At 62.6% G+C, this 26,700-nt stretch carries 27 protein-coding genes; 12 read left to right on the forward strand and 15 right to left on the reverse strand.

What is annotated here, in order from left to right; genetic code table 11:
• Nucleotides 1-135: 135 nt before the first annotated feature.
• Both ACN6NG_RS17165 and ACN6NG_RS17170 read left to right on the forward strand, forming a co-directional pair.
• Nucleotides 136-1,338, forward strand: coding sequence for a zinc-dependent alcohol dehydrogenase (locus ACN6NG_RS17165; RefSeq protein ID WP_474315097.1), 1,203 nt, complete (start codon nucleotides 136-138; stop codon nucleotides 1,336-1,338).
• Between the two features lie 139 nt (nucleotides 1,339-1,477).
• Nucleotides 1,478-2,017, forward strand: coding sequence for a type 1 glutamine amidotransferase domain-containing protein (locus tag ACN6NG_RS17170; RefSeq protein WP_063425965.1), 540 nt, complete (start codon nucleotides 1,478-1,480; stop codon nucleotides 2,015-2,017).
• A 56-nt stretch (nucleotides 2,018-2,073) separates the two neighbouring features.
• On the opposite strand, the gene ACN6NG_RS17175 is transcribed toward ACN6NG_RS17170, so the two are convergent.
• Nucleotides 2,074-2,598, reverse strand: coding sequence for a hypothetical protein (locus ACN6NG_RS17175; RefSeq protein WP_474315100.1), 525 nt, complete (start codon nucleotides 2,596-2,598; stop codon nucleotides 2,074-2,076).
• A 196-nt stretch (nucleotides 2,599-2,794) separates the two neighbouring features.
• Between ACN6NG_RS17175 and ACN6NG_RS17180 the strand changes: the two genes are divergently transcribed.
• Entirely contained in the window at nucleotides 2,795-3,652 is an 858-nt protein-coding gene (locus tag ACN6NG_RS17180) for a glucose 1-dehydrogenase (protein ID WP_063425961.1), read from the forward strand.
• 139 nt (nucleotides 3,653-3,791) lie between these two features.
• Complete coding sequence (locus tag ACN6NG_RS17185) at nucleotides 3,792-4,256, forward strand: hemerythrin domain-containing protein (protein ID WP_353456372.1); 465 nt, start codon at nucleotides 3,792-3,794, stop codon at nucleotides 4,254-4,256.
• Nucleotides 4,257-4,324: 68 nt separating this feature from the next.
• Here ACN6NG_RS17185 and ACN6NG_RS17190 read toward each other — a convergent pair whose 3' ends face one another.
• A complete protein-coding gene (locus tag ACN6NG_RS17190) occupies nucleotides 4,325-4,597 on the reverse strand; it encodes a PepSY domain-containing protein (RefSeq protein ID WP_016500096.1) in 273 nt (90 codons plus the stop codon).
• Between the two features lie 186 nt (nucleotides 4,598-4,783).
• On the opposite strand from ACN6NG_RS17190, the gene ACN6NG_RS17195 reads away from it, so the two are divergent.
• Complete coding sequence (locus ACN6NG_RS17195) at nucleotides 4,784-5,020, forward strand: hypothetical protein (protein ID WP_353456371.1); 237 nt, start codon at nucleotides 4,784-4,786, stop codon at nucleotides 5,018-5,020.
• Nucleotides 5,021-5,057: 37 nt separating this feature from the next.
• Here ACN6NG_RS17195 and ACN6NG_RS17200 read toward each other — a convergent pair whose 3' ends face one another.
• From ACN6NG_RS17200 to ACN6NG_RS17230, 7 genes are all read right to left on the reverse strand, one after another.
• Nucleotides 5,058-6,401 (reverse strand): cation:proton antiporter, encoded by a 1,344-nt coding sequence (locus ACN6NG_RS17200; protein ID WP_353456370.1) that lies wholly within the window; start codon nucleotides 6,399-6,401, stop codon nucleotides 5,058-5,060.
• A gap of 150 nt (nucleotides 6,402-6,551) precedes the next feature.
• A complete protein-coding gene (locus tag ACN6NG_RS17205; protein WP_353456369.1) occupies nucleotides 6,552-8,498 on the reverse strand; it encodes a response regulator in 1,947 nt (648 codons plus the stop codon).
• Nucleotides 8,488-9,360, reverse strand: coding sequence for a sensor histidine kinase (locus ACN6NG_RS17210; RefSeq protein ID WP_474315103.1), 873 nt, complete (start codon nucleotides 9,358-9,360; stop codon nucleotides 8,488-8,490). Before ACN6NG_RS17210 ends, ACN6NG_RS17205 begins: the two co-directional genes overlap by 11 nt.
• Entirely contained in the window at nucleotides 9,353-10,369 is a 1,017-nt protein-coding gene (locus ACN6NG_RS17215) for an ATP-binding protein (protein ID WP_353456367.1), read from the reverse strand. Before ACN6NG_RS17215 ends, ACN6NG_RS17210 begins: the two co-directional genes overlap by 8 nt.
• Entirely contained in the window at nucleotides 10,360-10,764 is a 405-nt protein-coding gene (locus tag ACN6NG_RS17220; protein WP_197897583.1) for an anti-sigma regulatory factor, read from the reverse strand. Before ACN6NG_RS17220 ends, ACN6NG_RS17215 begins: the two co-directional genes overlap by 10 nt.
• The gene (locus ACN6NG_RS17225) at nucleotides 10,761-11,123 is read right to left on the reverse strand and encodes an STAS domain-containing protein (protein WP_016500103.1); all 363 of its coding nucleotides are present in this window, start codon (nucleotides 11,121-11,123) and stop codon (nucleotides 10,761-10,763) included. The genes ACN6NG_RS17220 and ACN6NG_RS17225 overlap by 4 nt, the downstream gene beginning before the upstream one ends.
• Nucleotides 11,124-11,127: 4 nt before the next feature.
• Nucleotides 11,128-11,979 carry an STAS domain-containing protein gene (locus ACN6NG_RS17230; RefSeq protein WP_063425950.1) on the reverse strand — a complete coding sequence of 284 codons (852 nt, stop codon included), beginning with the start codon at nucleotides 11,977-11,979 and terminating at the stop codon, nucleotides 11,128-11,130.
• A gap of 232 nt (nucleotides 11,980-12,211) precedes the next feature.
• Here ACN6NG_RS17230 and ACN6NG_RS17235 point away from each other — a divergent pair, with 232 nt between their 5' ends.
• The 4 genes from ACN6NG_RS17235 (at nucleotide 12,212) to ACN6NG_RS17250 (ending at nucleotide 15,760) form a co-directional block, all read left to right on the forward strand.
• Nucleotides 12,212-12,628, forward strand: coding sequence for a low affinity iron permease family protein (locus ACN6NG_RS17235; protein ID WP_086977273.1), 417 nt, complete (start codon nucleotides 12,212-12,214; stop codon nucleotides 12,626-12,628).
• A 200-nt stretch (nucleotides 12,629-12,828) separates the two neighbouring features.
• Nucleotides 12,829-13,602 carry an endonuclease/exonuclease/phosphatase family protein gene (locus ACN6NG_RS17240; protein ID WP_474315107.1) on the forward strand — a complete coding sequence of 258 codons (774 nt, stop codon included), beginning with the start codon at nucleotides 12,829-12,831 and terminating at the stop codon, nucleotides 13,600-13,602.
• Entirely contained in the window at nucleotides 13,599-14,801 is a 1,203-nt protein-coding gene (clsB, locus tag ACN6NG_RS17245; protein ID WP_474315110.1) for a cardiolipin synthase ClsB, read from the forward strand. Before ACN6NG_RS17240 ends, clsB begins: the two co-directional genes overlap by 4 nt.
• On the forward strand, nucleotides 14,801-15,760 hold the full coding sequence (locus ACN6NG_RS17250) for a lysylphosphatidylglycerol synthase domain-containing protein (protein WP_063425944.1): 960 nt from the start codon (nucleotides 14,801-14,803) through the stop codon (nucleotides 15,758-15,760). The genes clsB and ACN6NG_RS17250 overlap by 1 nt, the downstream gene beginning before the upstream one ends.
• 73 nt (nucleotides 15,761-15,833) lie before the next feature.
• On the opposite strand, the gene ACN6NG_RS17255 is transcribed toward ACN6NG_RS17250, so the two are convergent.
• From ACN6NG_RS17255 to ACN6NG_RS17280, 6 genes are all read right to left on the reverse strand, one after another.
• Nucleotides 15,834-16,295: a phosphotransferase system, HPr-related protein gene (locus ACN6NG_RS17255; RefSeq protein WP_474315113.1), complete on the reverse strand. Its 462-nt coding sequence runs from the start codon at nucleotides 16,293-16,295 to the stop codon at nucleotides 15,834-15,836.
• Nucleotides 16,296-16,420: 125 nt separating this feature from the next.
• A complete protein-coding gene (locus tag ACN6NG_RS17260) occupies nucleotides 16,421-17,209 on the reverse strand; it encodes an energy transducer TonB (RefSeq protein WP_474315116.1) in 789 nt (262 codons plus the stop codon).
• Nucleotides 17,210-17,211: 2 nt separating this feature from the next.
• The gene (tolR, locus tag ACN6NG_RS17265; protein ID WP_474315118.1) at nucleotides 17,212-17,655 is read right to left on the reverse strand and encodes a protein TolR; all 444 of its coding nucleotides are present in this window, start codon (nucleotides 17,653-17,655) and stop codon (nucleotides 17,212-17,214) included.
• Nucleotides 17,656-17,668: 13 nt separating this feature from the next.
• Nucleotides 17,669-18,379: a protein TolQ gene (gene tolQ / locus ACN6NG_RS17270; RefSeq protein ID WP_197897577.1), complete on the reverse strand. Its 711-nt coding sequence runs from the start codon at nucleotides 18,377-18,379 to the stop codon at nucleotides 17,669-17,671.
• 67 nt (nucleotides 18,380-18,446) lie between these two features.
• A complete protein-coding gene (locus ACN6NG_RS17275; protein WP_474315255.1) occupies nucleotides 18,447-20,333 on the reverse strand; it encodes a phytase in 1,887 nt (628 codons plus the stop codon).
• 34 nt (nucleotides 20,334-20,367) lie between these two features.
• Nucleotides 20,368-22,833 (reverse strand): TonB-dependent receptor, encoded by a 2,466-nt coding sequence (locus ACN6NG_RS17280; RefSeq protein ID WP_474315121.1) that lies wholly within the window; start codon nucleotides 22,831-22,833, stop codon nucleotides 20,368-20,370.
• 370 nt (nucleotides 22,834-23,203) lie between these two features.
• Between ACN6NG_RS17280 and ACN6NG_RS17285 the strand changes: the two genes are divergently transcribed.
• The 3 genes from ACN6NG_RS17285 to ACN6NG_RS17295 all read left to right on the forward strand — a co-directional run bounded on the left by ACN6NG_RS17285 (nucleotide 23,204) and on the right by ACN6NG_RS17295 (nucleotide 26,643).
• A complete protein-coding gene (locus ACN6NG_RS17285) occupies nucleotides 23,204-24,604 on the forward strand; it encodes a purple acid phosphatase family protein (protein ID WP_474315124.1) in 1,401 nt (466 codons plus the stop codon).
• Between the two features lie 93 nt (nucleotides 24,605-24,697).
• Entirely contained in the window at nucleotides 24,698-25,627 is a 930-nt protein-coding gene (locus ACN6NG_RS17290) for a GGDEF domain-containing protein (RefSeq protein ID WP_049273726.1), read from the forward strand.
• The gene (locus ACN6NG_RS17295) at nucleotides 25,624-26,643 is read left to right on the forward strand and encodes an AraC family transcriptional regulator (protein WP_474315127.1); all 1,020 of its coding nucleotides are present in this window, start codon (nucleotides 25,624-25,626) and stop codon (nucleotides 26,641-26,643) included. The genes ACN6NG_RS17290 and ACN6NG_RS17295 overlap by 4 nt, the downstream gene beginning before the upstream one ends.
• Nucleotides 26,644-26,700 lie beyond the last annotated feature (57 nt).

Below are 26,700 nucleotides of genomic sequence, written 5' to 3' on the forward strand. Positions count from 1 at the left end.
GCGTCCTGGCGGCCAGTATCAAACTCAACCCCCTCAGCTTTGATACCGTCGGACTTGTTGGTGTGAACTTTGCTGCACCACATGGCTTCCCTTGCATACCCGCCCACAAACCTTAGGCTGCAGGAGCTGACGTCTATGAGAGCGCTGACCTACCACGGAGCAAACGACGTCAGGGTCGACAACGTCCCTGATCCCATTATCAAGGAAGCAGACGACATCATCCTCAGGGTCACCGCCACAGCGATCTGTGGTTCTGACCTACATCTGTATCGAGGAAAGATTCCGGAGACCGAAGCCGGGGACATCTTCGGCCATGAGTTCATGGGAATCGTCGAGGACACCGGAAGTGCAGTCACTAATCTGCAGATTGGCGACCGGGTAGTAATTCCCTTTGTCATCGCCTGCGGCAGTTGCTTCTTCTGTCAGCGCGATCTGTTTGCCGCCTGCGAAACCACCAACACCGGGCGCGGCTCAATGATCAACAAGAAGGCCATTCCTCCGGGCGCGGCACTGTTTGGATACAGTCATCTATATGGCGGCATCCCTGGCGGTCAAGCTGACTACGTCCGGGTACCCAAAGGTAACGTCGGCCCGTTCAAGGTCCCCACCGACCTGGCCGATGACAAGGTCCTTTTCCTGTCCGATATTCTGCCGACCGCGTGGCAGGCGGTCATCAATGCCGAGATTGGCCAGGGTTCATCGGTTGCCATCTACGGCGCCGGGCCAGTGGGGTTGCTGAGTGCCGCCTGTGCACGAATGCTCGGTGCCCAGACCATCTTCATGGTCGATGACAACGATTACCGCCTGGCGTATGCCCAGAAAGCCTACGGTGTTGTCCCCATCAACTTTGAGCAGGACGACGATCCCGCTGACAGCATCATCCGTCACACGTCAGGCATGCGTGGCGTTGATGCGGTAATTGATGCGGTTGGCTTTGAGGCCAAAGGCAGCACTGCCGAAACAGTAATGACGGCACTGAAGCTCGAAGGCAGCAGCGGCAAGGCGCTGCGCCAGAGCATTGCTGCTGTGCGTCGCGGCGGCGTTGTCAGCGTCCCAGGTGTTTACGCCGGCTTCATCCATGCCTTCATGTTTGGCGACGCCTTCGACAAAGGTCTGACTTTCAAGATGGGCCAGACCCATGTCCAGAAATACCTACCGGAGCTGCTGGAGCACATCCAGGCAGGACGCCTGCAACCGGAACTGATCGTCACCCACCGCCTGGCACTCGAAGAAGCGGCCATGGGCTACAAGATGTTCGATCAGAAGCAGGACGACTGCCGCAAGGTCATCCTCGTACCAGGCGCTGCGGCGGGCACCCTGGGCCCTGACCACATATGAAGGGGACATGGCCTCGAAGTTTTTTCATCACCCGCTCGCAACGCATGCACCGCTGATGTGAGCCGCTGAGCACCGCGCTGGAACTTTACCTCGCCGTGCCGGCCCCTATCTGAGGTCTATAGGTAAAAGGAGCTAAACGATGAGTGCACAACTGAACGGCAAACGCGTGGCGTTTCTGGTCACTGATGGCTTCGAGCAGGTGGAACTGACCGGCCCGCGCGAGGCACTGGAAAACAACGGTGCGGTGGTCGATATTCTGGGCGAAAAAGAAGGTACGGTCAGGGGCTGGAATCATGACAAGCCCGCCGACCCATTCCCCGTGGATGCGACGTTCGAGGGCGCCGACCTCGACCTCTACGACGCCTTGGTGCTGCCTGGCGGCGTGCAGAACTCCGACACCATCCGCATCATTTCTGCCGCGCAGAACCTGGTAAAAAGCCATGACGCGGCTGGCAAGCCGCTGGCCGTCATCTGCCATGGTGCCTGGTTGCTGGTGTCCAGTGGCTTGGCCAAAGGCAAGCGCATGACCAGCTACAAGACATTGCAGGACGACATCCGCAACGCGGGAGGCACGTGGGTAGATGAACCGGTGGTGGTGGACGGCAACCTGATCTCCAGCCGCCAGCCAGATGATATCCCCGCCTTCAATGAGCAATTGATCAAGGCACTGGCAGGCTAAGTGTGCTTTTTTCCAGCGCCCCCTGGTCGCATTTGACCCCGACCAGAAGGCGCTGGTCATGCCAGCTGGATATAAACCGAATAGCTGCCCAGCAAGACCCAGAAGCACAGGAAGATCCAGGGCGTGCGCAGTGAAAACAGCAGTGATTTGCGGTGCCCCGCCTGAGAGGTTTCTGCCTCGCAGAACAACGGCGACTCGTCATAGGCCAGGCCCATCATCGGCTCGCTGCGCAGCAAGTGGCTCTGTTTCATCTGCCAGTGCTCGATAATCCGGAAAGCCGCACGGATGCCTGGCCAGGCATTCAACGTACTGAGCACGCCAAGCAGTGCGAGAAAAGCCGGCACCATCAAGGTGAACATCTCGCCCCAGCTCTGGTTCAGGTTGCTCATCGACGATACGAACGCGATCACCAGGAACGACTGGGCAGCGAGATAAGCGTCAGTGCGGTTGGCCAGAATGGTGGTTTCATACTGGATTTCGCGCCGATAGAAATCCAGCCGCTCTTTCGGCGTACCGAACAGCTTCGCATTCCTTTGGTCGATTTCGTGTTCCGGCGTGGTGGGCGTGATGATTCGAGGCACCTGGATACTCCTGGATATCGTATGCCTCGCCCATTACAGCGCAAGACCCGTCAGGGATAGAGCACTCTGCTGACCGAAAATTCACTGGGAATGCGCTTGCCAACCGCTCGTCGCGCAGACCGAAGATCCACCTCAACACTCGCTTCGCGCACGCTTCGAACGGTAATGACCGTTCCCAACTGCAGGAGCAGATACCATGAGCGACTACCCTACCCCTCCATTCCCGTCCCAACCGCAAAGCGTGCCGGGCTCACAACGCAAAATGGAACCGTATCCGGATTGTGGTGAGCAAACCTACACCGGCCACAACCGCCTGGAAGGCAAAATCGCCTTGATCACCGGCGCCGACAGCGGCATTGGGCGTGCAGTAGCGATTGCCTACGCTCGCGAAGGGGCTGACGTTGCCATTGCCTATCTGAATGAGCACGAAGATGCGCAGGAGACGGCGCGCTGGGTCGAAGCCGCTGGCCGCCAATGCCTGCTGCTGCCAGGCGACCTTGCGCAGAAACAGCACTGCTACGACATCGTCGACAAGACCGTGGCGCAGTTTGGTCGTATCGATATTCTGGTCAACAACGCCGCGTTCCAGATGGCTCATGAGGGCTTGGACGAGATTGACGATGATGAATGGGTGAAGACCTTCGATACCAACATCACCGCCATTTTCCGCATCTGCCAGCGCGCGTTGCCCTCGATGCCAAAAGGCGGTTCGATCATCAACACCAGCTCGGTCAACTCTGACGACCCGTCACCCAGCCTGCTGGCGTATGCCGCCACCAAAGGGGCCATTGCCAATTTCACCGCAGGCCTTGCCCAACTGCTGGGCAAGAAAGGCATTCGGGTCAACAGCGTAGCACCCGGCCCGATCTGGACGCCGCTGATTCCTGCCACCATGCCCGATGAAGCCGTCAGAAACTTCGGTTCGAGCTACCCGATGGGGCGGCCTGGGCAACCGGTGGAAGTAGCCCCGATCTACGTCTTGTTGGGCTCTGATGAAGCGAGTTACATCTCGGGCTCACGGTACGGAGTAACCGGGGGGAAGCCCATCCTCTGATGACATTACCGAGGCCAGCTGTGGCTGGCCTCAAAACAGATCGGCCCTACGCCAATCATCATCATCGTTGAACCCTGCCGTTGTCGGCCACTCAACTCCTGGGAAGCCAGTATTTATCCGCCCGTGACGAGGTACCTCCATGAATGCCATCGATCTGCTGATTCAAGATCATAAAGTGGTCAAGAAACTGCTGGAAGAACTCTCATCGACCACTGAACGTGCTGTAAAAAAACGTGCTGACTTGCTGCACCGCATTGAGCGGGAACTGCAAGTCCACACCGCGTTGGAAGAGGACATTCTCTATCCAGCGATCAAGCAAGCCGGTGGTAAAGAGGAGGCCAAGATGTATTACGAGGCCAAGGAAGAACACCGGACAGTTGACTCACTGGTACTCCCCGACCTGCTTCACACGCAGACCGGCACGCTCGAATTCGCAGGTCGAGTGAAGGTGATGAAAGAGCTGCTTGAGCATCACATCGAGGAAGAGGAAGGCGAGCTCTTCCCCACCGCGAAGAAGCTGCTCGGTAAAGATCAATTAGAGGCGCTGGGGCGCGCCATGGAGACCCATAAAAAAGTGCTCAAGAGCGAGCGGCCCGCCGCTTGAATCCAACACGCCTAGCCGGATCAGCGATCTGGCTAGGCGAGCGCGGGCAACCCTTGATCACCAGGCGATCAGTTATCCAGTTCATCCTTGATGATCTTGCCGTCGTGCGGATCAACCTGGAATTCGTACTGCTTGCCGTCAGCCTTCATGCCCTCACCTTCCCAGTGGCCGTCGTCGGCTTCGATCTTGGTAATTTGCGTGTAGCCGGCGCCTTTCAATGTGGCTTCAGCCTGATCCTTGCTGACCTTCCAGTCAGCACCGGGCGTATCAGCCCACGCGCAAGAAGCCCCCATGGCACCTACCAATGCCAAGCCAGTGAACAGTCGAGTCATCGCTTTCATCGCCAACTTCCTTTTGCTGTGAATGTAAACATGCGACCCGGCTGTCACGATGCAGGTTCAGTCGGAGCGCTATCCCAAGGCGGTTCTATTCCAGCGCTAGTCGATAACTACGGGGCCACTGAACCTTACTATCAGAACAACACTCTGTTGTTGTCAGGTACCGCTTGAATCCAGGGAGCGACTTTCATGACTGATCCGATCATGCAACTGGACGCAGAGCTCGAATGGCTCGGCGATATCGCCGATGAGCTCGAACGCCAGGTGGCGCCCTGCCCCGTTACCCGGTTACTGCTGGTCGCCTGGTTGACGGAGTGGGTACCCACCCCTCAAGGGCGGACAGCGATGAAGCGGGGCCTGCCTCACCTCCCACAAGCATTGAAGTCGGCATATGCTGTGTGGATTCACGCCGGTGGCGCTCGCTGATATTACGGCCAGCGCCCACCCGGCACTGTCCATGTGCTCATGACGCCCGCTTCTTCCATGCTTCGTATCGGGCAAGCAGCGGCTGAACGCTCAACCCGTGCAGCAGGATGCTCAACGCCACCACTGACAACACCAGGTTGGTGCTCAGTACCGCATAGCCTGGGAGCAGCCCATGGTTAAGGGCATGGAAAAGGTAGTAGAAACTGCCGATACCGCGGATGCCAAACCATCCAAGCAGCCCACGTTGCCGGATATCCACCAGCCCCCGCAGGGGGAACAGGGCAATGCTGAAGGGACGAATCAGCAGGAACAACGCACCGGCGACCAGTAACGCCCGCCAGTCCCAATGCTCTATCAGCACCACCCCGAGCAAGGTCACGAGGAACACCTCCATTGCCCGCTCGATCAGGCTTCCGAAGGCCAGCATGTCCCCCAGCATGATCCCCGCTGCAACCTGAGAATCCTCCAGCCCCTTCACATCACCTGTCACGGCCAACTCCGGCGCTACATGCTGGTGGCCTACCACCGGCTGCACAAGGTGTTCGGCGGCCGGCTGCTGTGGGCTGCTGGACGTGTGAACCTCCGCCTGGCGCAAGCCCAGCCCGGCAGCAAACACCGCGAGGAACCCGTAGGCCTGAATTGATTCGGCGAGCACATAGGCCAGCGCGATCAATGCCAAGGCCAGGTAATCATTGGGCGATACGGTACTGTCGTCGTTGCGCAGCCGCAGGAACAGCGTAAGTCTGCCCAGCCCGCGCCCCATCCAGTAGCCAAGAAGCAGACCAGCAGTTACTGCCCATAGCATGTCCTTCATCAACCAGTCAGCGAGCCAGGCCTGCCCGCTGTTCTGTTGCAGGAACAACCCAAGGATGACAAAGGGAAAAGCCACTCCATCGTTCAGGCCCGCCTCCCCGGACAAGCTGAAACGCACAGGATCTTCGTCCTGGGCATCGGCCACCTGCACCAGTGTCGCAAGCACCGGGTCTGTGGGTGCGAGGATCGCCCCGATCAGCACCGAAACACCCCATTCCAGGTGCAGCCCGTAGTGCAACACCAGCGTGACACCACCGATGCACATCATCATCACAGGCCCTGCCAGGTAAAACGCGGCCAACCATCGGCGGTCATGCAAGGGCAGGCGCAGCTTCAAACCGCTGAAGAACAGCGAAAAAAGCACCGCGACCTCGGTCAGGTGCTCCATCCACTCACTGGACTTGCTGACATCCAGATGAAGAAAGCCCAGCCCAGACGATCCGAGCCCGATGCCCAGGGCAAGGCACACCACAGAAGATGTCACCGGCATCCAGCGTAGATAGGAGGATGAAAGCGCGAGCAGCAGCAAGACCATGCCCAGCATGGCGAACCAGACGATGAAGGTCATCTGCGCAGGTGGCCTGGTAGAGTTGTCGATCAGCTTTTGACTTGCGGTTACGACGCCTCGTTCCACTGCGATAACCCGACTCGGGCTGGCCGGTATTCGCGGCCTGAGCTCACACAGTCGGTGCAACGCCGAAACAGTCAGCCGCGCCCTTCATGTCGCCTGATCAAGTGCCCGCCGTACCTTGGCGAGCAGTTCGCTGATCTGGAACGGCTTGATCAGCATGTCCATTCCACTGCCCAGAAACGCCTGGCGGTCCAGGGCCGTCTCCGCATAGCCGGTCATGAACAGCACCGGTAACCCAGGGCGGTAGGCCCGCGCCATATCGGCAAGCTCGCGCCCACTGATCCCAGGCAGGCCGACATCGGTGAGCAGCAACTGGATGCCGGCCTCTTCACGCAGCTGATCAAGTGCCTGCTCGATGGTTTCGGCCAAGGTGCACCGGTACCCGGCATCGGTCAGCACTTCTGCCACTGACAAGCGTACTGAGGCCATGTCCTCCACCACCAGCACATGTTCACCGGCCCCTCGCTGATCGACTTGCGGCATGCGCTGCTCGCAGGATTCCTGCTGGTTGCTGGCGGGCAGCATCAGGATGACTTCAGTGCCGCGCCCCGGCACGCTGTGGATCGCCACGTGTCCGCCCGACTGGCGAGCAAAACCGTAGATGGTGGACAGCCCAAGCCCGGTACCCTGCCCTAACGGCTTGGTGGTGAAAAACGGGTCGAATACCTTTTCCAGCAGCTCTGGCGCGATGCCACAGCCATCATCGCGTACCGTCACCGCAACATAAGGGCCGTCCTGCAGGTTGGGGTCGCCGAGTGAGAAGCTCGCCGCCGTATTCACCCAGATATGCCCGCCCTTGGCCAAGGCATCGCGGGCATTGATCACCAGGTTGAGCACCGCGCTTTCCAGCTGGATCGGGTCTACCAGTGCGATCGTCGGCTCACGGGACAGCTCCAGTTTCAGCACGATTCTCTCACCGATGGTGCGGTTGATCAGTTCTTCCAGCGAGCGTACCCGCTCGTTGATGTCCACCGGCCGCGTGTCCAGAGGCTGCTGCCGTGCGAAGGCGAGCAGCCGGTGCGTCAGCGAGGCAGCGCTCATGGCGGAGCTCAGGGCCGCGTCGGCATATGCAGGGACCTTTTCGATACGGTTCTCTGCCACCCGTTTGCGAATCAGCTCCAGGCTGGTAATGATGCCGGTCAACAGGTTGTTGAAGTCATGGGCGATGCCGCCAGTAAGACTACCCAGGGCATCCATCTTCTGCAGTTGCAGCAGCTGCGCCTCGGTCTGTTCGCGCTGGGCCGTTTCCCGCGCCAATTGGGTGTTGGCATCCTCAAGGCGCGCCAGGTGCGAGCGCTCTCGGTGGCGATGCTCGGTGACGTCTTCGACGAACACCAGGCACAACCCAGGCGCCCGGTAGGGCGATAGCTGCCATTCGGTATCCCTGGGCATGCCGCCCACGTGCATGGCCAAGGTGCCACGCCAGCGTTGCCCCGCCAGCAGGTGCTGACGCAACTCGGCGATGACGGTTTGCTGGCCTTCGGCAAAGCATTCCTGCAGCGCCTCGGGGTTGTGATTGTCCTGGGTCAGCTGCTCGAAGGCATGGTTGCATTCATGCACCTTCAGTCTGTCGTCGATTACGGCGATCGGGGCTGACACATTGGTGAAGATTTCCCGAAAACTGGCCTCGCTGTCCCGCAAGGCCCGCTCAGTGTCGCGCACCCGCAGCAAAGTACGCAGCGTGGCCACCAGCACATCGGCGTCCACGGGGTGAACCAGGTAGGCATCGGCGCCTGCGTCGAGCCCGGTAATGATGTCACCGGTCTGGATCGACGCCGCCGACACGTGGATCACCGGCAGCAAGGCGGTCTCGGGCTTGGCACGCAGCAGACGGACGATGTCGAAGCCGCTCATGTCTGGCAGGTTGACGTCCAGGATCAGGGCATCGAAATGCTCGCTACCGATCAGCGCCAGCCCCTCGCCACCGGTGCCTGCCTCCGTCACGGTGTATCCATGCAATGCCAGGCGGCGGCGCAGCGCATAGCGTGTGGCGACATTATCGTCAACGATCAGCAGGCGGATGTCAGCGTTCATCAGCGCTCTCCTGGGCCAGCGCCATAGGCAGGATGACAAAGAACGATGATCCGCTGCCGGGCGAACTCTCAACCCCCACCTCGCCGCCCAGCAGCGCCGCAAAACGCTTGCACAGCGACAGCCCCAGCCCCGTGCCACGCAAGCGTTTCTGTAGCGGCGAGTCAATCTGGGCGAAATCTTCGAACAAACCACCGAGCAGCTCGGGGGCAATCCCGATACCCGTATCGCTCACGGCAAAACGCACCTGGTCGCTACCCAACAGCTGCGCCGAAACACGCACCTCGCCACGGGTGGTGAATTTCAGGGCGTTGGAAATGAAGTTGCGCAGGATCTGCGCCAGCTTCTTGTCATCGGTATACATCTTCGGCAGGCCTTGCGGCTCTTCGAAGATCAGGTCCACCGCGCCGGTGTCGACGATCGGGCGGAACATGCCGCGCAAAGCCGCGAACAGGTCGAGCATATCGAACCAGGCAGGCGAAATGGTAATGCGGCCCGCTTCGATCTTGGCAAGGTCGAGCAGGTCGTCGACCATGTCGCCCAGCTCTCGTGTTGCCGTGCTGATGAACGCCACCTGCAACTGCTGCTCCTTGCTCAACGGCCCGTCCACCTCGTCGGCGAGCAGGCTGGTGATGCTCAGGATCGAACCCAGCGGCGTGCGGAACTCGTGGCTCATGTAGGAAAGGAAGCGGCTTTTCAGGTCCGACGCCTGGCGCAGTTGCTCAGCCTGGGTGTCCAGCTCGCCATACAGCGCCAGCACTCCTTGGTTGGTGTCCTCCAGTTCGGCGCGCAGCGCCTGGTTTTCCGCCTGCAACCGGGCGATGAGATCGGCCTGCTCGACGCTGTTGCTGGATGATTCAGCCATGCACGGTCTCCAGGTCGATGACCAACACCGTCACGTCGTCCCGCCCACGGCAGAAATCGCGATGCAACACAGCAGCGATGACCGCCGGGTGGCGGTGCACAAGGCCGGGGTAGGTTTGCAGGCTCCAACGGGACTGCAGGCCGTCACTGAACATGATCAACAGATTTCCTTTCACGTGAGCGTAGTCGAACACCTGGCCCTTGCGGTATTGCCCGCCGACGATGCCCGGGTGCGAGGCCAGGCCGCGCGGCCGTTCGGTGCCCACCAGGGTTGCGCCGATATTGCCGATGCCGATAAACGACAGGCGGTCGCCAGTACCGTCGTACTGGGCGATGGCAGCCGCACCGCCACGGGTGCCGGCCATTGCGTGATGCATCTCGCCAAGCAAGTGCTCCGGCGCGCTGAAGGGCGCCAGGGTAAAGGCCTGGATACCCGCCTTGGCCGCACGCTCGGCCTCCTCGCCATGGCCAAGGCCATCGATCAGTACAGCGCTGATACGTTGTTCGGCCAGCGTCACATGCCAGCTATCACCGCAGGCCGGGTCATCGTGCAGCGAATGCTGGGTCACGCCGATGCGAATGTCCCTGCCCGTATGGTCCTGCCGGTAGAGGCGCGCCAGCACCACTGCGCCCTTCCCGTCCGCATGCACATCGAACACCTGCGCCAGACGGCTGACTGCCCCCAGCCCGATGCCTTGGGTGCCGCCGGTGGAGTAGCCATCGGCCAGGCAGTTGGTCAGGTCGAAGCCTTGTGCACGGTCCACCGCCACCAGTTCCATACCCGGGTGGGCGTCATGCGCAAGTACGCGAAGATGCAATTCACCACGCTCGGCGTGCTTGAGCACATTGCTGGCAAGCTCGGTGGCGACAATGGCCGCCCGGCCGGCGTCGGCGGCATTGAAACCAAGCTGCTCGGCCAACCTCTGGGCAACACGCCGGGCATGGCCGACCTGGCTGGCGTCATCAAGGCGCAGCACCTGGGTCAAACTCGCTGCCAGGTTCAGGCCCATCGTGTGATCGTTACCCGGGTGCCTTGCCCGGGGGTGGTGTCCAGTTCGAATTCGTCTACCAGTCGGCGCGCGCCGGTCAACCCCAGGCCCAGCCCACCGCCGGACGTCCAGCCATCGGTGAGGGCCAGTTTGACGTCGGCGATACCCGGCCCCTCGTCACGAAATACCAGGCGCAGGCCTACCCGCCCGGCTTCCTCGATGACTTCCCAGTCCATGTCACCGCCACCACCGTATACCACGGTGTTACGTGCCAGCTCACTGACAGCCGTGACCAGTTTGGTGAGGTCGACCAACCGCATGCCGCAGTCGGTGGCAATCTTGCGGGTCAGCTGACGGGCCAGTACCACGTCCTGCTCCAGGCGTACCGGCTGGCTGCCGCTTTGGCGGATGCTCATGAGTGGCCTACTCGCTGGCGCAACAGATGCATGCCGCGGTCGACATTCAGTGCAGTGCTTACCCCGGGCAAGGTCAGGCCAAGTTCCACCAGGGTGATGGCCACCGCGGGTTGCATGCCGACCAGCACCGTCTCGGCATCCATTATCCGTGAAAGGCCGGAAATACTGGCGATCATGCGGCCAATGAACGAGTCGACCATATCCAGCGCGGAAATATCGATCAGCACGCCGCGGGCAGACGTCTGGTCGATTCGGTCGGTAAGATCGTCCTGCAGGCGCAGCGCCAGTTGGTCGTGCATGTCGACCTGAATGGTTACCAGCAGGAATTCACCCATTTGCAGAATGGGAATACGCTCCATCGCCTCACACCTTCTCGCCAGTGCTGGTACCCAGGCGCGAAAGCGCCAGTTTCAAGGCATCCGCAAGGTTGGACTTGGTGGTCAGCGTGCCCAGGTCAAGGCCCAGGTGCACGATGGTCTGGGCAATCTGCGGGCGAACACCGCTGATGATGCAATCGGCGCCCATCAGGCGGATAGCCGTCACGGTCTTGAGCAGGTGCTGGGCGACCAGGGTATCGACAGTCGGCACACCGGTGATATCGATGATGGCAATTTCGGAGCCAGTATCGACGATGCGCTGCAGCAGCGATTCCATCACTGTCTGGCTGCGTTGCGAGTCGAGTGTGCCGATCAACGGCAGGGCCAGTACGCCCTCCCAGAGTTTGACCACCGGGGTGGACAGCTCAAGCAGTTCTTCCTGCTGGCGCTTGATGACGGCTTCGCGGTTTTTCTGATAAGTACGGATGGTGTGCAGGCCGAATGCGTCGAGCAGTTGGGAGATTTCCCACAGCTGTTCGGCCAGCAGCGCGGGCTGTTCGCGGTAATGGGCCTGCAGCAGTGTGAATAGAGGGCCTTTGAGGGCGAAGATGAAATAGGCTGTCTGGTGCGATTCCTGCCCAACCTGCGCACGGCTGGCAGAGAGTTTTTCGAGGAAATGGCGCGTTTCTTCCCATTCTTCTACGCCAATCTGCGTACCTGCCTCCTTGCGCAGCGCGTCGATCACCAGCTGCAGGAAGTCTCGGGTTTCCTGGCGCAAGTCATGCTCACGGATATTGCGGGTCGCCCCGTTGGCTTCCAGGGCGCTGAGCCATTGCGCCAACAACTGCGGCTGATTACCGACGATTGCTTCCAACGAGCTGTTCTGCAGTGCTGCCATGTACGGTTTGCTCCTGAAAAAAGGCCTGGCCGGCTCATTGATGTTTTTGCCAGCTTCGACAATGACACCTACCGATGAAAATAGTTGTGGCACTTAGCGATAATTGATTGCGCCATCTTTTGTGCCGTTAACTGTAGGCCAAGTTCATGGGGTACGTAGGCTGCACACCCTCATCTGCAGAGCTTTCAGCCCTCCACTGTGGTCACACGCTATAGATCACTGGAGAAAAGTCATGAAATTCGCGCAATTCTGCCAATGGCTCGCCAAGCACGCCGGTAAACCGAGCACCTTCCTCATCGCTGTAGTGCTTATCGCCATGTGGGCTGCATCCGGCCCCTGGTTTCACTACAACGACACCTGGCAGCTCATCGTCAACACGTCTACGACCATTATCACTTTCCTGATGGTTTTTCTTATCCAGAACACCCAGAACCGGGACAACGACATGATCCACGTGAAGCTCGACGAACTCATCCGCGCTACAAAATCTGCGGAGCAGTCGGTGTTGGATCTCGAAGCGCTCGACAGCCGCCAGATCCATCAGCTTCGCAAGGCGTATGAGGCGATGGGCAGCCGCTGTGAAACGGCCGCACAGCCGCTTGTTGAGGAGGATGGGGACTCTGCCGCCCGGGATAACCTGCAGCGCTAGTGTGGTGTGGCACGTCGAAGCGCTCTCATCACGCTTCCACTCGTCAACCCTGCTGAACCCTGTCGCCACTGCGCGGGTCGCTAATGATGAGTGCACGAATGAAAGGGAGCCCTCGTGAGCGAAATCTGCATTGGCATTTCCGGTTGGCGCCATGGCCCAACGCGCAACAAGCCCTACCGCAAGGGCCTGGGGGCGCAGCCATGAACGGTACCCTGCCCACCCCCAACTGCATTATCGACAAGGTCACCGCCGTGCACCGCCTGACGGTGCTCACACTCAACGTTCACAAAGGCTTCACGCCGCTCAACCGCCGCTTCATCCTGCCAGAGCTGCGCGAGGCTGTGCGTGCCACCGGCGCCGATCTGGTGTTCCTGCAAGAGGTGCATGGCAGCCACCAACACCATGCCGAGCGCCACTCGGCCTGGCCGCAAACCCCGCAATACGAATTTCTTGCCGACAGCATGTGGCCACAGTTCGCCTACGGGCTCAATGCGGCCTACCCCCATGGCGACCATGGCAATGCGCTGCTGTCCAAATTCCCGATCCGCACCTACGACAACCTGGACGTTTCGGTCCATGGCGACGAGGAACGCGGCCTGCTGCACTGCCAGCTCGAAGTGCCGGGCCATGAACAGTTACATGCCATTTGCGTACACCTGGGCCTGCGCGAAAACCATCGCCAGCGTCAGGTCAGCCTGCTCATGGCATTGCTCGACAGCCTGCCGCCAGAGGAGCCGGTCATCGTTGCCGGCGACTTCAACGACTGGCGCCTGAAAGCCGATGCGCGGCTTTCGGGGCACTTGTTCGAAGCCTTCGGCAAACCGGCGCGCAGCTTTCCCGCCCGCCTGCCCCTGCTGCGGCTGGACCGCATTTACCTGCGCAATGCGCAAACCTGCAAGGCGCGGGTGTTGTCCAGCTACCCCTGGTCGCACCTCTCCGACCATGCCCCGCTGGTAGCCGAGGTGACGCTATGAAGCAGCCCTGGAGCGACGGCAACCACGTCGAACTGCTGATCAATGGCGAGCAGTACTATCCACGCGTGTTCGAGGCCATGGCCGAGGCTCGCGAAGAAATTCTTCTCGAAACCTTCATCATCTTCGACGACAAGGTCGGCCAGGCCTTGCGCCAGTCACTGATCGAAGCCGCCCAGCGTGGCGTGCGGGTCGAGGTGGCGGTTGACGGCTACGGCACTGCAGACCTTCCCGACGATTTCATTTCATCCATGACCGCAGCCGGCGTGCGCTTTCACGCGTTCGACCCGCAGCCACGGCTGGCGGGCATGCGCACCAACCTGTTCCGCCGCCTGCACCGCAAGATCGTGGTGATCGACGGGCAGCGCGCGTTCATCGGCGGTATCAACTACAGCGCCGACCACCTTGGCGACTTCGGGCCCCAGGCCAAGCAGGACTATGCGGTGGAAGTCGTCGGCCCCGTGGTTGCCCAGGTGCACGCCTCCTGCTGCAGAATGCTTGCGCCGGTTCTGGAAAGCGTGGCCCGAGTGGAGCCGACCAACGCCGCTGCCGGCCCGTCCAGCGCCGTGCTGGTGGAGCGCGACAATGTTCGCCATCGCAACGATATCGAGGTTTGTTACCTGCAAGCATTCCGCGCGGCCAGGCGGCGCATCGTGGTCGCCAACGCCTACTTCTTCCCCGGTTACCGCCTGCTGCGTGAACTGCGCAACGCCGCCCGGCGCGGGGTCGAGGTGACCTTGATCCTCCAGGGGCAACCGGACATGCGCTGGGTCCGCGCGCTCTCGCGCCTGCTCTACAACTACCTGCTGCGCGACGATGTGCGCATCCACGAGTACTGCAAGCGCCCGCTTCACGGCAAGGTGGCGCTGGTGGACGACGACTGGTCCACCGTGGGCTCGAGCAACCTTGACCCGCTGAGCCTGTCGTTCAACCTCGAGGCCAACCTGGTCATCCGTGACCACGCTTTCAACCATGGCCTTTACACCCACTTGAGCGAGCTGAGCCAGGAGCATTGCAAGGCCGTGACCCTGGAACGTGCGGTGCGTGGCTACTGGTGGCGTGCACCCTTGATCTTCCTGGGCTTCCACCTCACCCGTTATTTTCCGCGCATCGCCGGCTGGTTCCCTGCACACAGGCAACACCTGCAGTCGCTGCAAGCAGACAGCGAAATCCCGGCCGACTACCACGAGGGCCAAACCTGATGGCCAATCCACGTTGGAAGACCTGGGGCAAACGCCTTCTGACCGTGCTGTTCCTGATACTGATCCCGGTGCTGCTGTTTACCCTGGCGCGCAATCTGGACTGGAACGAAGTGCGCCAGTCGCTGCTGGCCTATCGGCCTTCAACCCTGGCACTCGGCCTGCTGCTGGCGCTATGCAGCTACCTGGTGTTCGCCAGCTACGACCTGCTCGCCCGTGCCTACACCGGTCACCGCCTGCCGGCCCGTCAGGTGCTGCCAGTGGCATTCGTCTGCTACGCGTTCAACCTCAGCTTCACCACCTGGGTCGGTGGCGTGGCCCTGCGTTACCGCCTGTACGGCAGGCTGGGGCTGGATACCGCGACCATCACCCGCATCCTCACCTTGGGCCTGTTGACCAACTGGATGGGCTATTTGCTGCTGGCCGGCACGGTGTTCGCCTTGGGCCTGGTCAAGCTGCCGGAAAGCTGGGCGGTGGGTTCTGGCGGCCTGCGCCTGATTGGCATGTTGATGGTGGCGATCGCGGTGGCTTACCTGCTGGCATGCGCCTTTGCCAAGCGGCGCACGTGGAGCCTGCGCGGCCATGATGTAACCCTGCCGAGCCTGCGCCTGGCGCTGTGCCAGGTGGCGCTGGGCGCAAGCAACTGGGCGCTGATGGCGGCACTGATCCACCTGCTGCTGCCGCCGGAGCTGATGTATCCCTCCGTGTTGGGGGTATTGCTGATCAGTTGCGTGGCTGGCGTAGTGGCGCATATTCCCGCCGGCCTTGGCGTGCTGGAGACCGTGTTCCTTGCCCTGCTCCACGGCCAGATCGGCCAGGGCACCCTGGTCGCGGCACTGCTGGGCTATCGGACCTTGTACTACCTGATCCCGCTGCTGTTGGCGGTGGTCACCTACCTGGTCCTCGAAAAGCGTGCCAAGGCGTTGCGCCAGCAGGCCGGGCTGGCTACCGAGAAACGCTGATGCACCGTGGGTGCCCGTGCCGGACAACGGCACAAGCACCCACGGTGCAAGCAGAAACAGCGCTGCGCGTGTATCAGGGATCTCTGCGGTCGTCTTCAGAGGCCACATCATCGGTCCAGGGTTCGCCATCCAATGGCGCGGAGCGAGCCAGTTCAGCCTCGTCCAGGCCGATGCCGCCACCGATCTCGTCGGCCCCTACCTCGCGCAAGGTCTTGTCCGCCGGGCCATCATCCGTTCCCGGCTCGTAGGGATCACGGGCGCCGCTCTCATCGAACAACGTATCCGGGCTCATGTCGTCGAGGGTGACATTGTCTTCGTGCAGGCTGTCGCTGAGGGCCTCGCCCCCGGTCATGCCACTTTCAGCGACACGTCTGGGCGGGAATTCCTCGTCTGCTTCGCGCGCCGGACGCTCGTCGCCGATACGGCCCTGGCGCTCATCGCGGCGCTCGCTGAAATCCAGCTCGTGGACGGAACCCATGCGGTCTTCGGTGTCGTCGATCTCGCCTTGGGGTCTTGGGTCATCGGGTTTGGACATGAACGTTCTCCGTCTGTGGGCTTCATTCGGTCGACTCCCGCCAGGGGAAAATGATTCAGAGTTTCTTGAACAAAGCCCACCGCGCACTTCATGAACGCCACGCACCTGCCCCCTCCCGCCGGGATTCATCGAATTTTGTACGTGAAGGTATTTTTCACATTGGCCACCGCCACCGCCTGCCCGTTCACCACCCGGGGCTGGTAACGGAAGCGCTTCGCCGCTGCCAGCGACGGTTTGACGAACAACGGATGGCACTGGCCGACCACCTGCGGGTCACTGACCTGGCCTTGCGGCGTGACCGTGTAGGCGACCGTGCATTCCCCCTCGATATTGCGATCCAGCGCCCGTTGCGGGTAATCCGGGGCCTCCTTGGCGATGGGCAGGTACTGCCGGCTGGCCGCCTCGGCTGCCGCACGGGCCTGGGCAGCAGCCTCTCGCGCCTGCTGCTGCCGTGCCTGCTCTTGCTGCGCCAGTTGCTGCTCGCGCCGCTCAGCCTCTTCGAGCTGCTTGCGGGCCTGCTCCTGTTCCTGGCGCTGTTGTTGATCGCGCTTGTGTTGCAGGTCGCGCTGTTGTTGCTCACGCTTGTGTTGTAGGTCGCGCTGTTGCTGCTGCACACGCCTGAGGGCCAACGCTGCCTCATCCACGACCGGTGCCTGGGCTTTGGGTGACGGCGACGAAGGTTTCTCGACCACAGGCTGAATCACGGGCTCAGGCGCTGGCGGCTCCGGCACCACTGCGGGTGCCGGCAAGCTCACCAGCTGGGTGTGGATCACGGCCGCGGGTACAGCCGTAAAGTCTGGCGTATGCGACAGGTTGAACAGCAGGTAGGCCAACCCCGCGTGCAAGGCGCACGCCACGCCGAACGCCACACCGTGGTCGCGCCAGCTGGCAGGGTCAAAAGTCAGGTTGCTCATGGTCACGGCGCCTCGGTGATCAGGCCCAGGCGGCTGACCCCGCCGCGTTGCAACTCGGCGATACCAGCCACCACTGCGGCGTATTCGGTGTTGCGGTCGGCGCGCAGGTACACCTGGGTCTGCGGGTCCTGGGCGACGATAGCTGCAATCTTGTCGCGCATCTGTGCGGTGTCGACGGCGCTGTCGGTCTGGCTACGGGTGTCGACCTCGGTGCCCAGGTTCCAGTAGTAGCTGCCATCGGCCTTCACCGAGAGCGTGACGATGCGCTGCTGGCCGGGTGCCGGCAGCGCCTCGGCGGCCACCTTGGGCAGCTCGATCTGCACGCCCTGCACCAGCATCGGTGCAGTGACCATGAAGATCACCAGCAGCACCAGCATCACATCGATGTACGGCACCACGTTCATTTCGGCCTTCAGGCCATGCTTGCGGACGGGTCTGGCGAGCATCGCGTGTTCCTCCTCAGGCCGCTGCCACCAGGTTGCTGGCGTGGCCCTGCAAACGCCGTTGCAGGCGGCCTTGCAGTTCGTTGCCAAAGGCGTAGTAGCGGCTGATCAAGGTCTGGCTGCGCGCCGAGTAACGGTTGTAGGCCATCACTGCCGGAATCGCCGCAAACAGGCCTATGGCGGTGGCGATCAGCGCTTCGGCAATACCGGGGGCCACGGTCGACAGGGTCGCCTGCTGCACCTGGGACAAACCCAGGAACGAATTCATGATGCCCCACACGGTTCCGAACAGGCCGATGTAGGGGCTGACCGAGCCGACCGTGGCCAGGAACGGCAAGCCCTGTTCCAGGCGCTCTTCCTGCTCGGCGATGGTCACCAGCAGGCTGCGTTCGACGCCTTCCAGCACGCTGTCGGGCTGCTGGCCAGGTTGCAGCTGCTGGAACGCCTGATAACCAGAGACGAAAAGCTGCTGCAGCCCGGCATCGACGTGAGGCTGTTGAGCCTTGATGCCCTGGTACAGCTGGCCGACTTCGCTTTCGCGGAACTGCTTGAGAAATGCCCGGCTGTGCGCTTCGCTACGCCGCAGACGGCTGCCACGCTGGATGATCAGGTACCAGCTGAGCAGCGAGGCCAGGGCCAGGCACAGCATGACGGCCTGGACCACCAGGCTGGCTTCGCTGACCAGGCCCCAGACGGTGGTGTGTTCGAGCGGAGTTGGGGTTTGCATGGGGGTGTCCTTTCAATGTGAGTCTTAGTCAAAGGCAATCAGGTTGCGCTGGCATGACAGCCGGCCGTTACTTCAGGCCCAAGGCTTCGGCCACTGCCGCCCACGGCACGTACTTGTAGTTCTGGTTGCCTTCGGGCATGCGCTTGCGACCGTCCTGCACGACCAGCAGGCCCTTTGTCCAGGGCCCACCGAGGTTGGCCGAGGTCACGTCGAGGCCGTCGGTCTCCGAGGCGCCATCGATGCCTCGCTGTGCGTCCAGGCTTACCTGGAAGCTGCCACGCAGCCGGTACGGAGGTTTGGCGTCGACCACCACATAGCTGTCGTTGCCCTGGCTGGAGATCACCAGGTAATCGCCCCCTTTGCCGTGGTACAGCGCCAGGCCTTCGATGTCGTCCTTGACCAGGCCGCCCACGCCGATCACTTTGTCCAGGCGGGTCGGGCCGTCGTCACGGGCGTCCAGCGCCCAGACCGCTACGTCTTCTTCACCGATGAACAGGCGCTGGTTGCGGTCGTCGGCCACGCAACCTTCCGACTGGGTCGCGGTGCTGAAACTGCGCACCAGGGTGCCGCCTGCCTGGCCGCTACTGCCGTCGAGGCGGTATTGAACAAAGCGGCCATCCTTGTCATTGGCGATGGCGTAAATGGCCGCATCGGCATCCTTGAACAGGCACAGGCCGTAGATTTCCTTGAGCCCGGTCGGCACCTGGCCGATATCGCTCAACTGGCCGCTGGCCGGGTCGATGGCAAACAGGTGCAGGCTGTTGCGGTCACGGTTGCTGGCCACAGCCAGGTCGACCTCACGTTCGCCAAGCTGGAACCCCTTGCGCACGTCCACATTGTTCAGGCGGCCCACACGCAAGTCCTGCAGCTGCTTGCCGTGCATGTCGTAGGCCAGCAGCCCGCCTTTCTTGTCGGTACCCAGTACCCGACTCAGTTCGGGCTGGCGCGCGTTGACCCAGATCGCCGGGTCGTCCGCCGCATCGCCAAGGCTGGGCACGCCGTCGGTCTGTACCTGCGCCTTGATCTGTACCACTGCAGGCGCAATCGGCGCTGGCGTTGGCTTCCAGCCCAGCGTCGCCAGGTGCGTGCCCTGGTCGTCGGCCAGCAACAGTTCCAGCCCCTGGTCGTTGATACGGGCGCTGATCTGTTCCGGCTCTTTCAGCCCTTGCAAACTCAGGGCTGCATCACGCAGCCATTGACCGGCGCGGCGCTGGTACAGGTGCAAGGCACTGGAGGCCGGGTCCAGCAGCATCAGGCCCCCGGGCACCAGGGCCACGCCGGCGGCGGCCTTGGCCAGGCTTCCGAACGGTGCCACCAGGTCCACCGGCTCGCGCACCAGGGGGGCTTCGGCAGCAGCTTCGTAGCGCCACAGGCCGACGTTTTCTTCGTTTACGTACAGGCTATGGCTTGCATCATCCGCCTGGCAGAACGCGCTCTGCGGCGGCAGGCTCAGGGCGCGCACCTGGCGTGCCTCGGCCAGCGGCTGGCCATGTTCGGCGACCAGCCACTGCTCACCGACGCCCTCCTCGCCAACCAGGAACAGGAAGTCATTGGCGGCGCTGTCGCGGTACAGGCACAGGCCCTCGATGGCATAGCGGGTCTTGGGCAGGTAGCGCGGGGCGCCCCAACCGCTTTGTGCATCGAAGCGGGCCAGCAACGCCTGTTGACGCTTCTTGTCGACGGTGGCGACCATCAGGCCGGTGCCAGCGGTGCGGTGGTCAAGGGTTTCGAAGCGCCCCGGCAACTCGCCAAGTACGCGGCCCTGGCGGTCAACCAGCTGCAGCGCCCTGGCGGTCAGTTGCAGGCGTTCGGCCTGCTTGAGCGCCGGCGTTGGAGCAAGCCACTGGCTGGTTTCGCTGCCGATGACGTTGCGGTCGAGTGTGAAGCTCGGCGCCGCGTTGGCACCGGCGTGGGCCAAGGCGACGTATAGCCCCAGCATGGACAAAGTGAACATACGCATGAGCAGGCAATATCCCTGAAGGGTGCGGTCAGAAGTGGGTGAGCGTCAGGCCGACCTTGTAGGTCGGGCCGTATTCTTCGTACTGGGCGTTGTAGCGACGGTGGCCGCTGTACACGTAATAGGACTCGTCGGTGATGTTCTGCGCCTCGAAGGTCAACTGCAGCTCGGGGGTCAGGAAGTAGCCTGCCTTGAAGTCCACGTGCAGCTGGTCATCGGCATACTGGTCGTGGGCCTTGTCGTCGATGGCCCCCAGCTCCAGCAGGTAGCCCGACTTGTAGTTGGCGGCCAGGCGCATGTTGAAGCGGTCGTTTTCCCAGCCGACCATGAAGTTGCCCACTGTGTCGGACTGATTGGGCAGGTCGATGCTGCGCTTGCCGGTGGCCCCTTGCAGGGTTGCATCAGACTTGCTCAGGGTGAGGTTGGCGCCCAGCAGCAAACCGTTCCAGGGTGCCGGCAGCCAGTCGAACTTCTGCGAGTAGGCCAGCTCCAGGCCATACAGCTTGGCGCCCCCGCCGTTCTCGAAGGTGAGCGCTTCGTCGAAGTCCACCCAGGCGCCAGTGCCCGCCAGGTCGGTGCTGTAGATGAAGTGGTCGATGTCTTTGTAGAACAGGAACGCCGAGGCGGTGCCGGCGCGGCCCATGTAGTGCTCGATGCCCAGGTCGAAGTTCATCGACTCCAGCGGTTTGAGTTCGGGGTTGCCGAACGACGCATCGTTCTCATCGATGACAAAACCCGGCGCCAGCTGGCCAAAGGTTGGCCGTACCACGGTGTTGGTCCAGGCGGCCCGAATGGCCGTGGCCGGCGACAACTGGTAGCGCGCGTGCAGGCCTGGCAACCAGTGGTCATAGCGATTGTTGCTGCTGACGTTCTCGTACACACCGTCGCGCAGCCCAGTACCTTTGGCCTCGAACCTGGTACCTTCGTAACGCACACCGGCAATCAGGCGCCAGTCGCCGATGTCCAGCGTGTTCATCAGGTACGCCGCGTTGATGTCCTCGCTCATGTCGAAGTCATTGATGCGCGAGGCTTCCTCATCGTAGTAGGCCGCACGGTCGAGGTTACCGATCAGGCCCTTGATTGCGCTGGCGCTGATGCCGTTGCCGAAGTTGCCCAGGGCGTAGTCGACATTGCTGCCCTGAAAATCGGCAAGGCTGATGTCATCGAACCCGTCATAGGCCCAGGTTTCGGTGTCGCTGGTCTTGTCGCGGCGGCTGAGCTTGCCGCCAAACTTGACCTGCGAGGCGTCGGCGAATTCGTAGTCGCGGGCAAGGTCCAGGCGGATGTTCTTTTCCTGGTCCTTGCCGTCAACCTTCTCCCACTCCACTTCGTCGAGGGTGAACCGGGCCGGGTCGTAGAAGTCGTTGCCCACGCTTAGCCGTGGCTTGCGCGTGCCGTCGAAGCCAACCTCGTCGAAATCGCCGACGAACCTGGCGCCGGCAATGCCACCCGGATCGTGCTCGGTGGCCTGGCTGTAGCCGGCCTGGGCACTGATGGTCCACTGGTCGAGGATGCGCTCGCCGCCAAGTACGTAGGACTGGATTTCCTGGGTGTCCTCGCGCGATTTCAAGTCGCGCCAGCCTTCGGCCTCGCCACGCTGGCCGGAACCCTGCGGGTCGGCGAACTCCAGGCCTTGGGCGTTGCGCGTCTCGGTGTCCTTGAACTTGCTGTAGAGGGTGCGCAGGTAGTAGCTGGAGAAGTCATCCGGCTGGTAATCGAAGTTCAGGCCCAGGCCGGTGCGCTCACGGGTAATCTGGTAATCGCGGGCCTCGACCTCTTCCAGCCGGGCGCCGTCCTCGAAATCCCAGTTACGGCCGGTTTCGACGTTGTCCGAGCCAAACTTGCGCTTCTGCCAGCTAAACGCCGCAGCCACGCCAAAGTTGTTGATACCGTCTCCCAGGCTGAAGCGGTCGCTGACCGCGCCGGAAAACTTCGGGCTGTCGCGGCTGACGTTGGTGTCGTGGCTGGCTTCGCCGGTAAGGGTGTAGAACACCCCGTCATGGTCGAACGCCGACAGGCTCTCGACTTCGATGGTGCCGCCGAGGGAGTTGGCGTCCATGTCCGGGGTCAGGGTCTTGACCACCGACAGCGACTGCACCAGCTCGGCGGGCAGCACATCCAGCGCCACGGCGCGGCGGTCGCCCTCGGGGGCCGGTACCAGGGTGCCGTTGATGGTCACACTGTTAAGGTCCGGGGCGATACCGCGGACGCTGACGAAGCGGCCCTCGCCCTGGTCGCGCTCCACCGACAGCCCGGGGATGCGCTGCAAGGCTTCGGCGGCATTGTCGTCGGGCAGTTGGCCAACACCATCGGCATGTACCACGCTCTTGATGCTGTCGGCGCTTTTCTGCTCGCGCAGCGCCTTGTCGATGCTCGCCGCCTGGCCGATCACTTCGACCCGCTCGACCGCATCTTCCGCCCAGGCTGGGGCGGTGGTAATGGCAACGGCCAGCAGGCTGACCCGGAATCCGGCGTTGCGGATGTGACGAAACGGCATTGCCACCTTGAAACCCTCGCTTGCAGTGACCCGATGAACCCGGGAATGGCTGCGAAAGCTAGAAAGTGTGTGTGGCACTTGCGTGACAGCGCTGGGCTGGGCGGCTTGAAAACGCGGCTTTCACGCTGTTTTCGGCGCAATTTGAGCTGATATGACCTGAGGCCCGCTGCGGCCCTGGCGATGCCCTGCAAACCTGTGGCGCAGCTGTGGGGCCGGTCTGGGGGCGTTGGGCCGTTACCGACCACTTGAAATTGCGTTTTTTCCTGACGATCAGCTGAGCCAAAACGACCCCCCGCCCGGTAACAGAACCGTCATCCGCCTTTGTTTCCTTTGCGCCCATCACGCCTTCCGGGCTCATCGAGGAAACCCCATGCACCGCCCCCTGCTACTGGCCGCCCTGCTCTGCGCCGCACAGGCTCATGCCCAGGCCAATGAATCTGCTCCGATCCCTCGCTCCGCAGGCCTGCCCTACGCCGCCGGCAAGCTGGCCGACCGTATCGTGCTCACCCCCGGCCAGAACGCCGCCACGCAGATGGCCATCAGTTACCGCACCGACCTGGCCCAGGCCGACGCGGTGCTGGAGCTCGGCCCGGCCCTCGCTGGCCCTGCGCTGGCAGCCAGGGCCAGCCCATTGAGTGGCAGCACCCAGCGCCTGGACAGCGACAACGGCCCAGCCAACTACCACCAGGTGCGCCTGGAACACCTGCAACCAGACACCGCCTACGTTTACCGGCTCAAGGGCAGCGCGGGCTGGAGCGAATGGCACCAGTTCCGCACGGCCAAGGCCACGTTCGCGCCGTTCTCGTTCATCTACCTGGGCGACACCCAGAACGACATCCTCGCCATCGCCTCGCGCACCATTCGCCAGGCGCTGCGCAGCGTGGCGCACCCTGCCCTGGTGGTGCACGCTGGCGACCTGGTGGCATCGCGCGACGATCTCGCCCACGACGATGAATGGGGTGAATGGAACCAGGCCGGCGGCTGGTCGTACGCTGCCATCCCACAGCTCACCGCCTTCGGCAACCACGAGTACCTGGAAACCCTCAACCCCGATGGCAGCGAAAGCCGCAGCCTCAGCCCCCATGTAACGGCGCAGTTCGCCCTGCCGCGCAACGGCGCCCCCGGTGTGGCGGCAACCAGCTACTTCAGCGATTACCAGAATGTGCGCTTCGTGGTGCTGGACGGCACCTCGGCGCTCGATCTGGGCACCCTGCAAGCACAGACCGACTGGCTGGAGCAAACCCTGAAAAGCAGCAAGGCACAGTGGAACATCGTGGTCATGCATCAGCCGGTCTACACCTGTGCCCGCCCCGACGATACCGAGCCGCTCAAGGCCGCCTGGCAACCGCTGCTGGAACGCTACAAGGTCGACCTGGTACTGCAAGGCCACGACCACTGCTACAGCCGCCTGACCCACGCCGAAGGGCGCCAGGCCACGCGTGCCGCACAGCAGGCCAGACAGGCAATCGGCCCGGTGTACATGGTCTCGGTGACCGGCTCGAAGATGTATGGCCTGAACGACCGCGCCCGCCACCAGCCGGACCGCACGGCCGAAGACACCCAGCTGTACCAGACCATCGCGGTCGAGCAGAACCGCCTGCAGGTGCGCACCTATTCGGCTGACGACCAGCTATACGACGCGTTCGATATCACGCGTGATGCCAAAGGGCGCAAGTTCCTGCAGGAACCCAAGCTGGCGCTGGCCAACGAACGTTACTGCAAGGCCAGCGTAGGGCCGGACGGGCTGCCGTGCACGGCCCGCGGCAAATGAGCGTCATCGTATTGAGATAAACGCCTTGCATGCTGCTCTGCCTGTGCCGGCGACAGTGCCAGCACAGGCAATAACACACTCACAGGACACCCCATGCGCCTCAGCCCCCTGTTCAAACAGCACGCCCTTACGCTGGTCGGCCTGGTACTGGCCGCAAACGCCGGCCTGCTCGTCTACCTCGCCGCCGGCACGCTTAAAGCCTGGGCCGAGATCAACTGGATGGACGTCGCCGGCGAGGGCGGCACTTGCCTGATCCTCTGCGGCTGGCTGGTGATGCTGCTACGCGGGCGCCCTGCTGGCCGGGTCACCCGCCTGCTTTCGCTGGGCCTGTGCTTCATCGCCTTCTCGATGTGGATGGACACCCTCGACGAATTCATCCGCCTGCCCGACGACGCGGTCTGGGACAACTGGCTGGAGACTGCGCCCATGCCGCTGGGCATGCTGCTGCTGACCCTGGGCATGTACCACCTGCAGCAAGAACAGCACGCCATCACCGCACAGATGCGCAAGCGTGAGCAACTGTTCCGCGAGCACCGCCTGTTCGACAAGCTTACCCCGCTGTCCGGTGCCCGGTACCTGCGCCAGCACCTGCAGCAGGCCATTGCCCAAGCCGCCCGCGAACAGCAAGCCTTGTCGCTGATCGTCGTCGACCTGGACGATTTCAACCAGATCAACCAGCGCTATGGCCAGGAAGAAGGCGATCTGGTGCTGCAAGTGGTCGCCCAACTGCTGCTGCTCAACCTGCGCCAGCACGACATACTCTGTCGCCTGGCTGGCGACCGCTTCGTCGCGGCGCTGCCCAACACCGGCGAACGCCAGGCCCAGGCCATGGCCGAGGCGCTGCGCCAGAGCATCGCCCACCTCGCCCATCACACCGGCCGGCATGGCGAGCGCCTGCACCTGACCGCCACGGTGGCCAGCGTGATGGCGCTGGACGAAGACGAAGACCACCTGCTGAAACGCCTCAACTACGCCCTGGCCCAGGCCAAGAGCCGCCAGACGCACCAGGTACAGCGGGCATGAACGGCTATGACGGCGACAGCCGCTTCATCACCGCCCACCACCTGCCCGCTGCGCTGATCGACCTGGCGCGTTCGCGGCAGATCGACACCCATCACTTGCTACGCGGCTGCGGGCTGTTTTACGACGACGTGGTCAGCGGCAAAGCGCTGATCAGCCCACAGCAGTTCCTGCGCCTGATCGGCAATGCGCAGCGGCTGCTCGATGCCGACGACAGCAGCTTCCTCTACGGCCAGCGCCTGTGGCCCGGGCACCACGGTGCCGCCAGCCTGTTGCTGGAGCAGGCCGACCACCTGCTGCAGGCCCTGGAGCGCATCGAGCAGTACCGCGCCCTGCTGTCCCCGTTGCTCAGCCCGGTGCTGCGCCTGGATGAGCACTACCTGCACCTGTACTGGCGGGAAAGCTGCGCCATCGACGAGCAGCGCCGCTTTCTGCTGGAGGCCAGCATGACTGCGGTGGTGGCCCTCGCGCGCCGCCAGCAACAAGAGCACCTGCCCTGGCGTTTCCAGTTCCGCCATGCCGAACCGGCCTACGTCGAGCAGTACTGGGTGCACCTGGGCGATTCCCTGGCCTTCGACTGCCCATCCACGGTGATGAGCCTGCCCCGGGAATACCTGCTGCGTGCCTGGCCGGGTGCCGGGTCGACCGCCCAGCAGGTGGCACGCCAGGCCTGCGATGCACAGCTGGCGGCCTGGGGCTGGCGGGCGAGTTTTCTCGACCTGGTCTATGAGCACCTGCTCGGGCTGATTCGCCAGCCGCTGAACCTGGAACGGGTAGCCGCCGCCTTCGCCACCAGCCCCGCTTCGTTCAAGCGTCGCCTGGCCCGTCATGGTTCCAACTTCCAGGAGCAACTGGACCAGGTGCGCTGCGATCAGGCGCTGTACCTCTACCAGGTCAAGGGCTACAGCAACGACGCGGTTGCGCAGTACCTGGGGTTCAGCGACAGCACCAACTTCCGCCGTTCGTTCAAGCGCTGGACCGGGCGTGTGCCAAGTGAACTGGAAGCCTTGTGGGGCTGAGGCTCAGGATTGTAGTGCCGGGATTACCAGCGCATTAAACCGCGCCATGGGGCTGTT

This window comes from Pseudomonas sp. TSO6 (assembly GCF_056098905.1).

Coding starts and splice junctions, on each gene's coding strand:
- ACN6NG_RS17165 (WP_474315097.1), top strand. CDS start 136: ATGAGAGCGCTGACCTACCACGGAGCAAACGACGTCAGGGTCGACAAC.
- ACN6NG_RS17170 (WP_063425965.1), top strand. CDS start 1,478: ATGAGTGCACAACTGAACGGCAAACGCGTGGCGTTTCTGGTCACTGAT.
- ACN6NG_RS17180 (WP_063425961.1), top strand. CDS start 2,795: ATGAGCGACTACCCTACCCCTCCATTCCCGTCCCAACCGCAAAGCGTG.
- ACN6NG_RS17185 (WP_353456372.1), top strand. CDS start 3,792: ATGAATGCCATCGATCTGCTGATTCAAGATCATAAAGTGGTCAAGAAA.
- ACN6NG_RS17190 (WP_016500096.1), bottom strand. CDS start 4,597: ATGAAAGCGATGACTCGACTGTTCACTGGCTTGGCATTGGTAGGTGCC.
- ACN6NG_RS17195 (WP_353456371.1), top strand. CDS start 4,784: ATGACTGATCCGATCATGCAACTGGACGCAGAGCTCGAATGGCTCGGC.
- ACN6NG_RS17200 (WP_353456370.1), bottom strand. CDS start 6,401: ATGACCTTCATCGTCTGGTTCGCCATGCTGGGCATGGTCTTGCTGCTG.
- ACN6NG_RS17205 (WP_353456369.1), bottom strand. CDS start 8,498: ATGAACGCTGACATCCGCCTGCTGATCGTTGACGATAATGTCGCCACA.
- ACN6NG_RS17210 (WP_474315103.1), bottom strand. CDS start 9,360: ATGGCTGAATCATCCAGCAACAGCGTCGAGCAGGCCGATCTCATCGCC.
- ACN6NG_RS17215 (WP_353456367.1), bottom strand. CDS start 10,369: ATGGGCCTGAACCTGGCAGCGAGTTTGACCCAGGTGCTGCGCCTTGAT.
- ACN6NG_RS17220 (WP_197897583.1), bottom strand. CDS start 10,764: ATGAGCATCCGCCAAAGCGGCAGCCAGCCGGTACGCCTGGAGCAGGAC.
- ACN6NG_RS17225 (WP_016500103.1), bottom strand. CDS start 11,123: ATGGAGCGTATTCCCATTCTGCAAATGGGTGAATTCCTGCTGGTAACC.
- ACN6NG_RS17230 (WP_063425950.1), bottom strand. CDS start 11,979: ATGGCAGCACTGCAGAACAGCTCGTTGGAAGCAATCGTCGGTAATCAG.
- ACN6NG_RS17235 (WP_086977273.1), top strand. CDS start 12,212: ATGAAATTCGCGCAATTCTGCCAATGGCTCGCCAAGCACGCCGGTAAA.
- ACN6NG_RS17240 (WP_474315107.1), top strand. CDS start 12,829: ATGAACGGTACCCTGCCCACCCCCAACTGCATTATCGACAAGGTCACC.
- clsB (WP_474315110.1), top strand. CDS start 13,599: ATGAAGCAGCCCTGGAGCGACGGCAACCACGTCGAACTGCTGATCAAT.
- ACN6NG_RS17250 (WP_063425944.1), top strand. CDS start 14,801: ATGGCCAATCCACGTTGGAAGACCTGGGGCAAACGCCTTCTGACCGTG.
- ACN6NG_RS17255 (WP_474315113.1), bottom strand. CDS start 16,295: ATGTCCAAACCCGATGACCCAAGACCCCAAGGCGAGATCGACGACACC.
- ACN6NG_RS17260 (WP_474315116.1), bottom strand. CDS start 17,209: ATGAGCAACCTGACTTTTGACCCTGCCAGCTGGCGCGACCACGGTGTG.
- tolR (WP_474315118.1), bottom strand. CDS start 17,655: ATGCTCGCCAGACCCGTCCGCAAGCATGGCCTGAAGGCCGAAATGAAC.
- tolQ (WP_197897577.1), bottom strand. CDS start 18,379: ATGCAAACCCCAACTCCGCTCGAACACACCACCGTCTGGGGCCTGGTC.
- ACN6NG_RS17275 (WP_474315255.1), bottom strand. CDS start 20,333: ATGTTCACTTTGTCCATGCTGGGGCTATACGTCGCCTTGGCCCACGCC.
- ACN6NG_RS17280 (WP_474315121.1), bottom strand. CDS start 22,833: ATGCCGTTTCGTCACATCCGCAACGCCGGATTCCGGGTCAGCCTGCTG.
- ACN6NG_RS17285 (WP_474315124.1), top strand. CDS start 23,204: ATGCACCGCCCCCTGCTACTGGCCGCCCTGCTCTGCGCCGCACAGGCT.
- ACN6NG_RS17290 (WP_049273726.1), top strand. CDS start 24,698: ATGCGCCTCAGCCCCCTGTTCAAACAGCACGCCCTTACGCTGGTCGGC.
- ACN6NG_RS17295 (WP_474315127.1), top strand. CDS start 25,624: ATGAACGGCTATGACGGCGACAGCCGCTTCATCACCGCCCACCACCTG.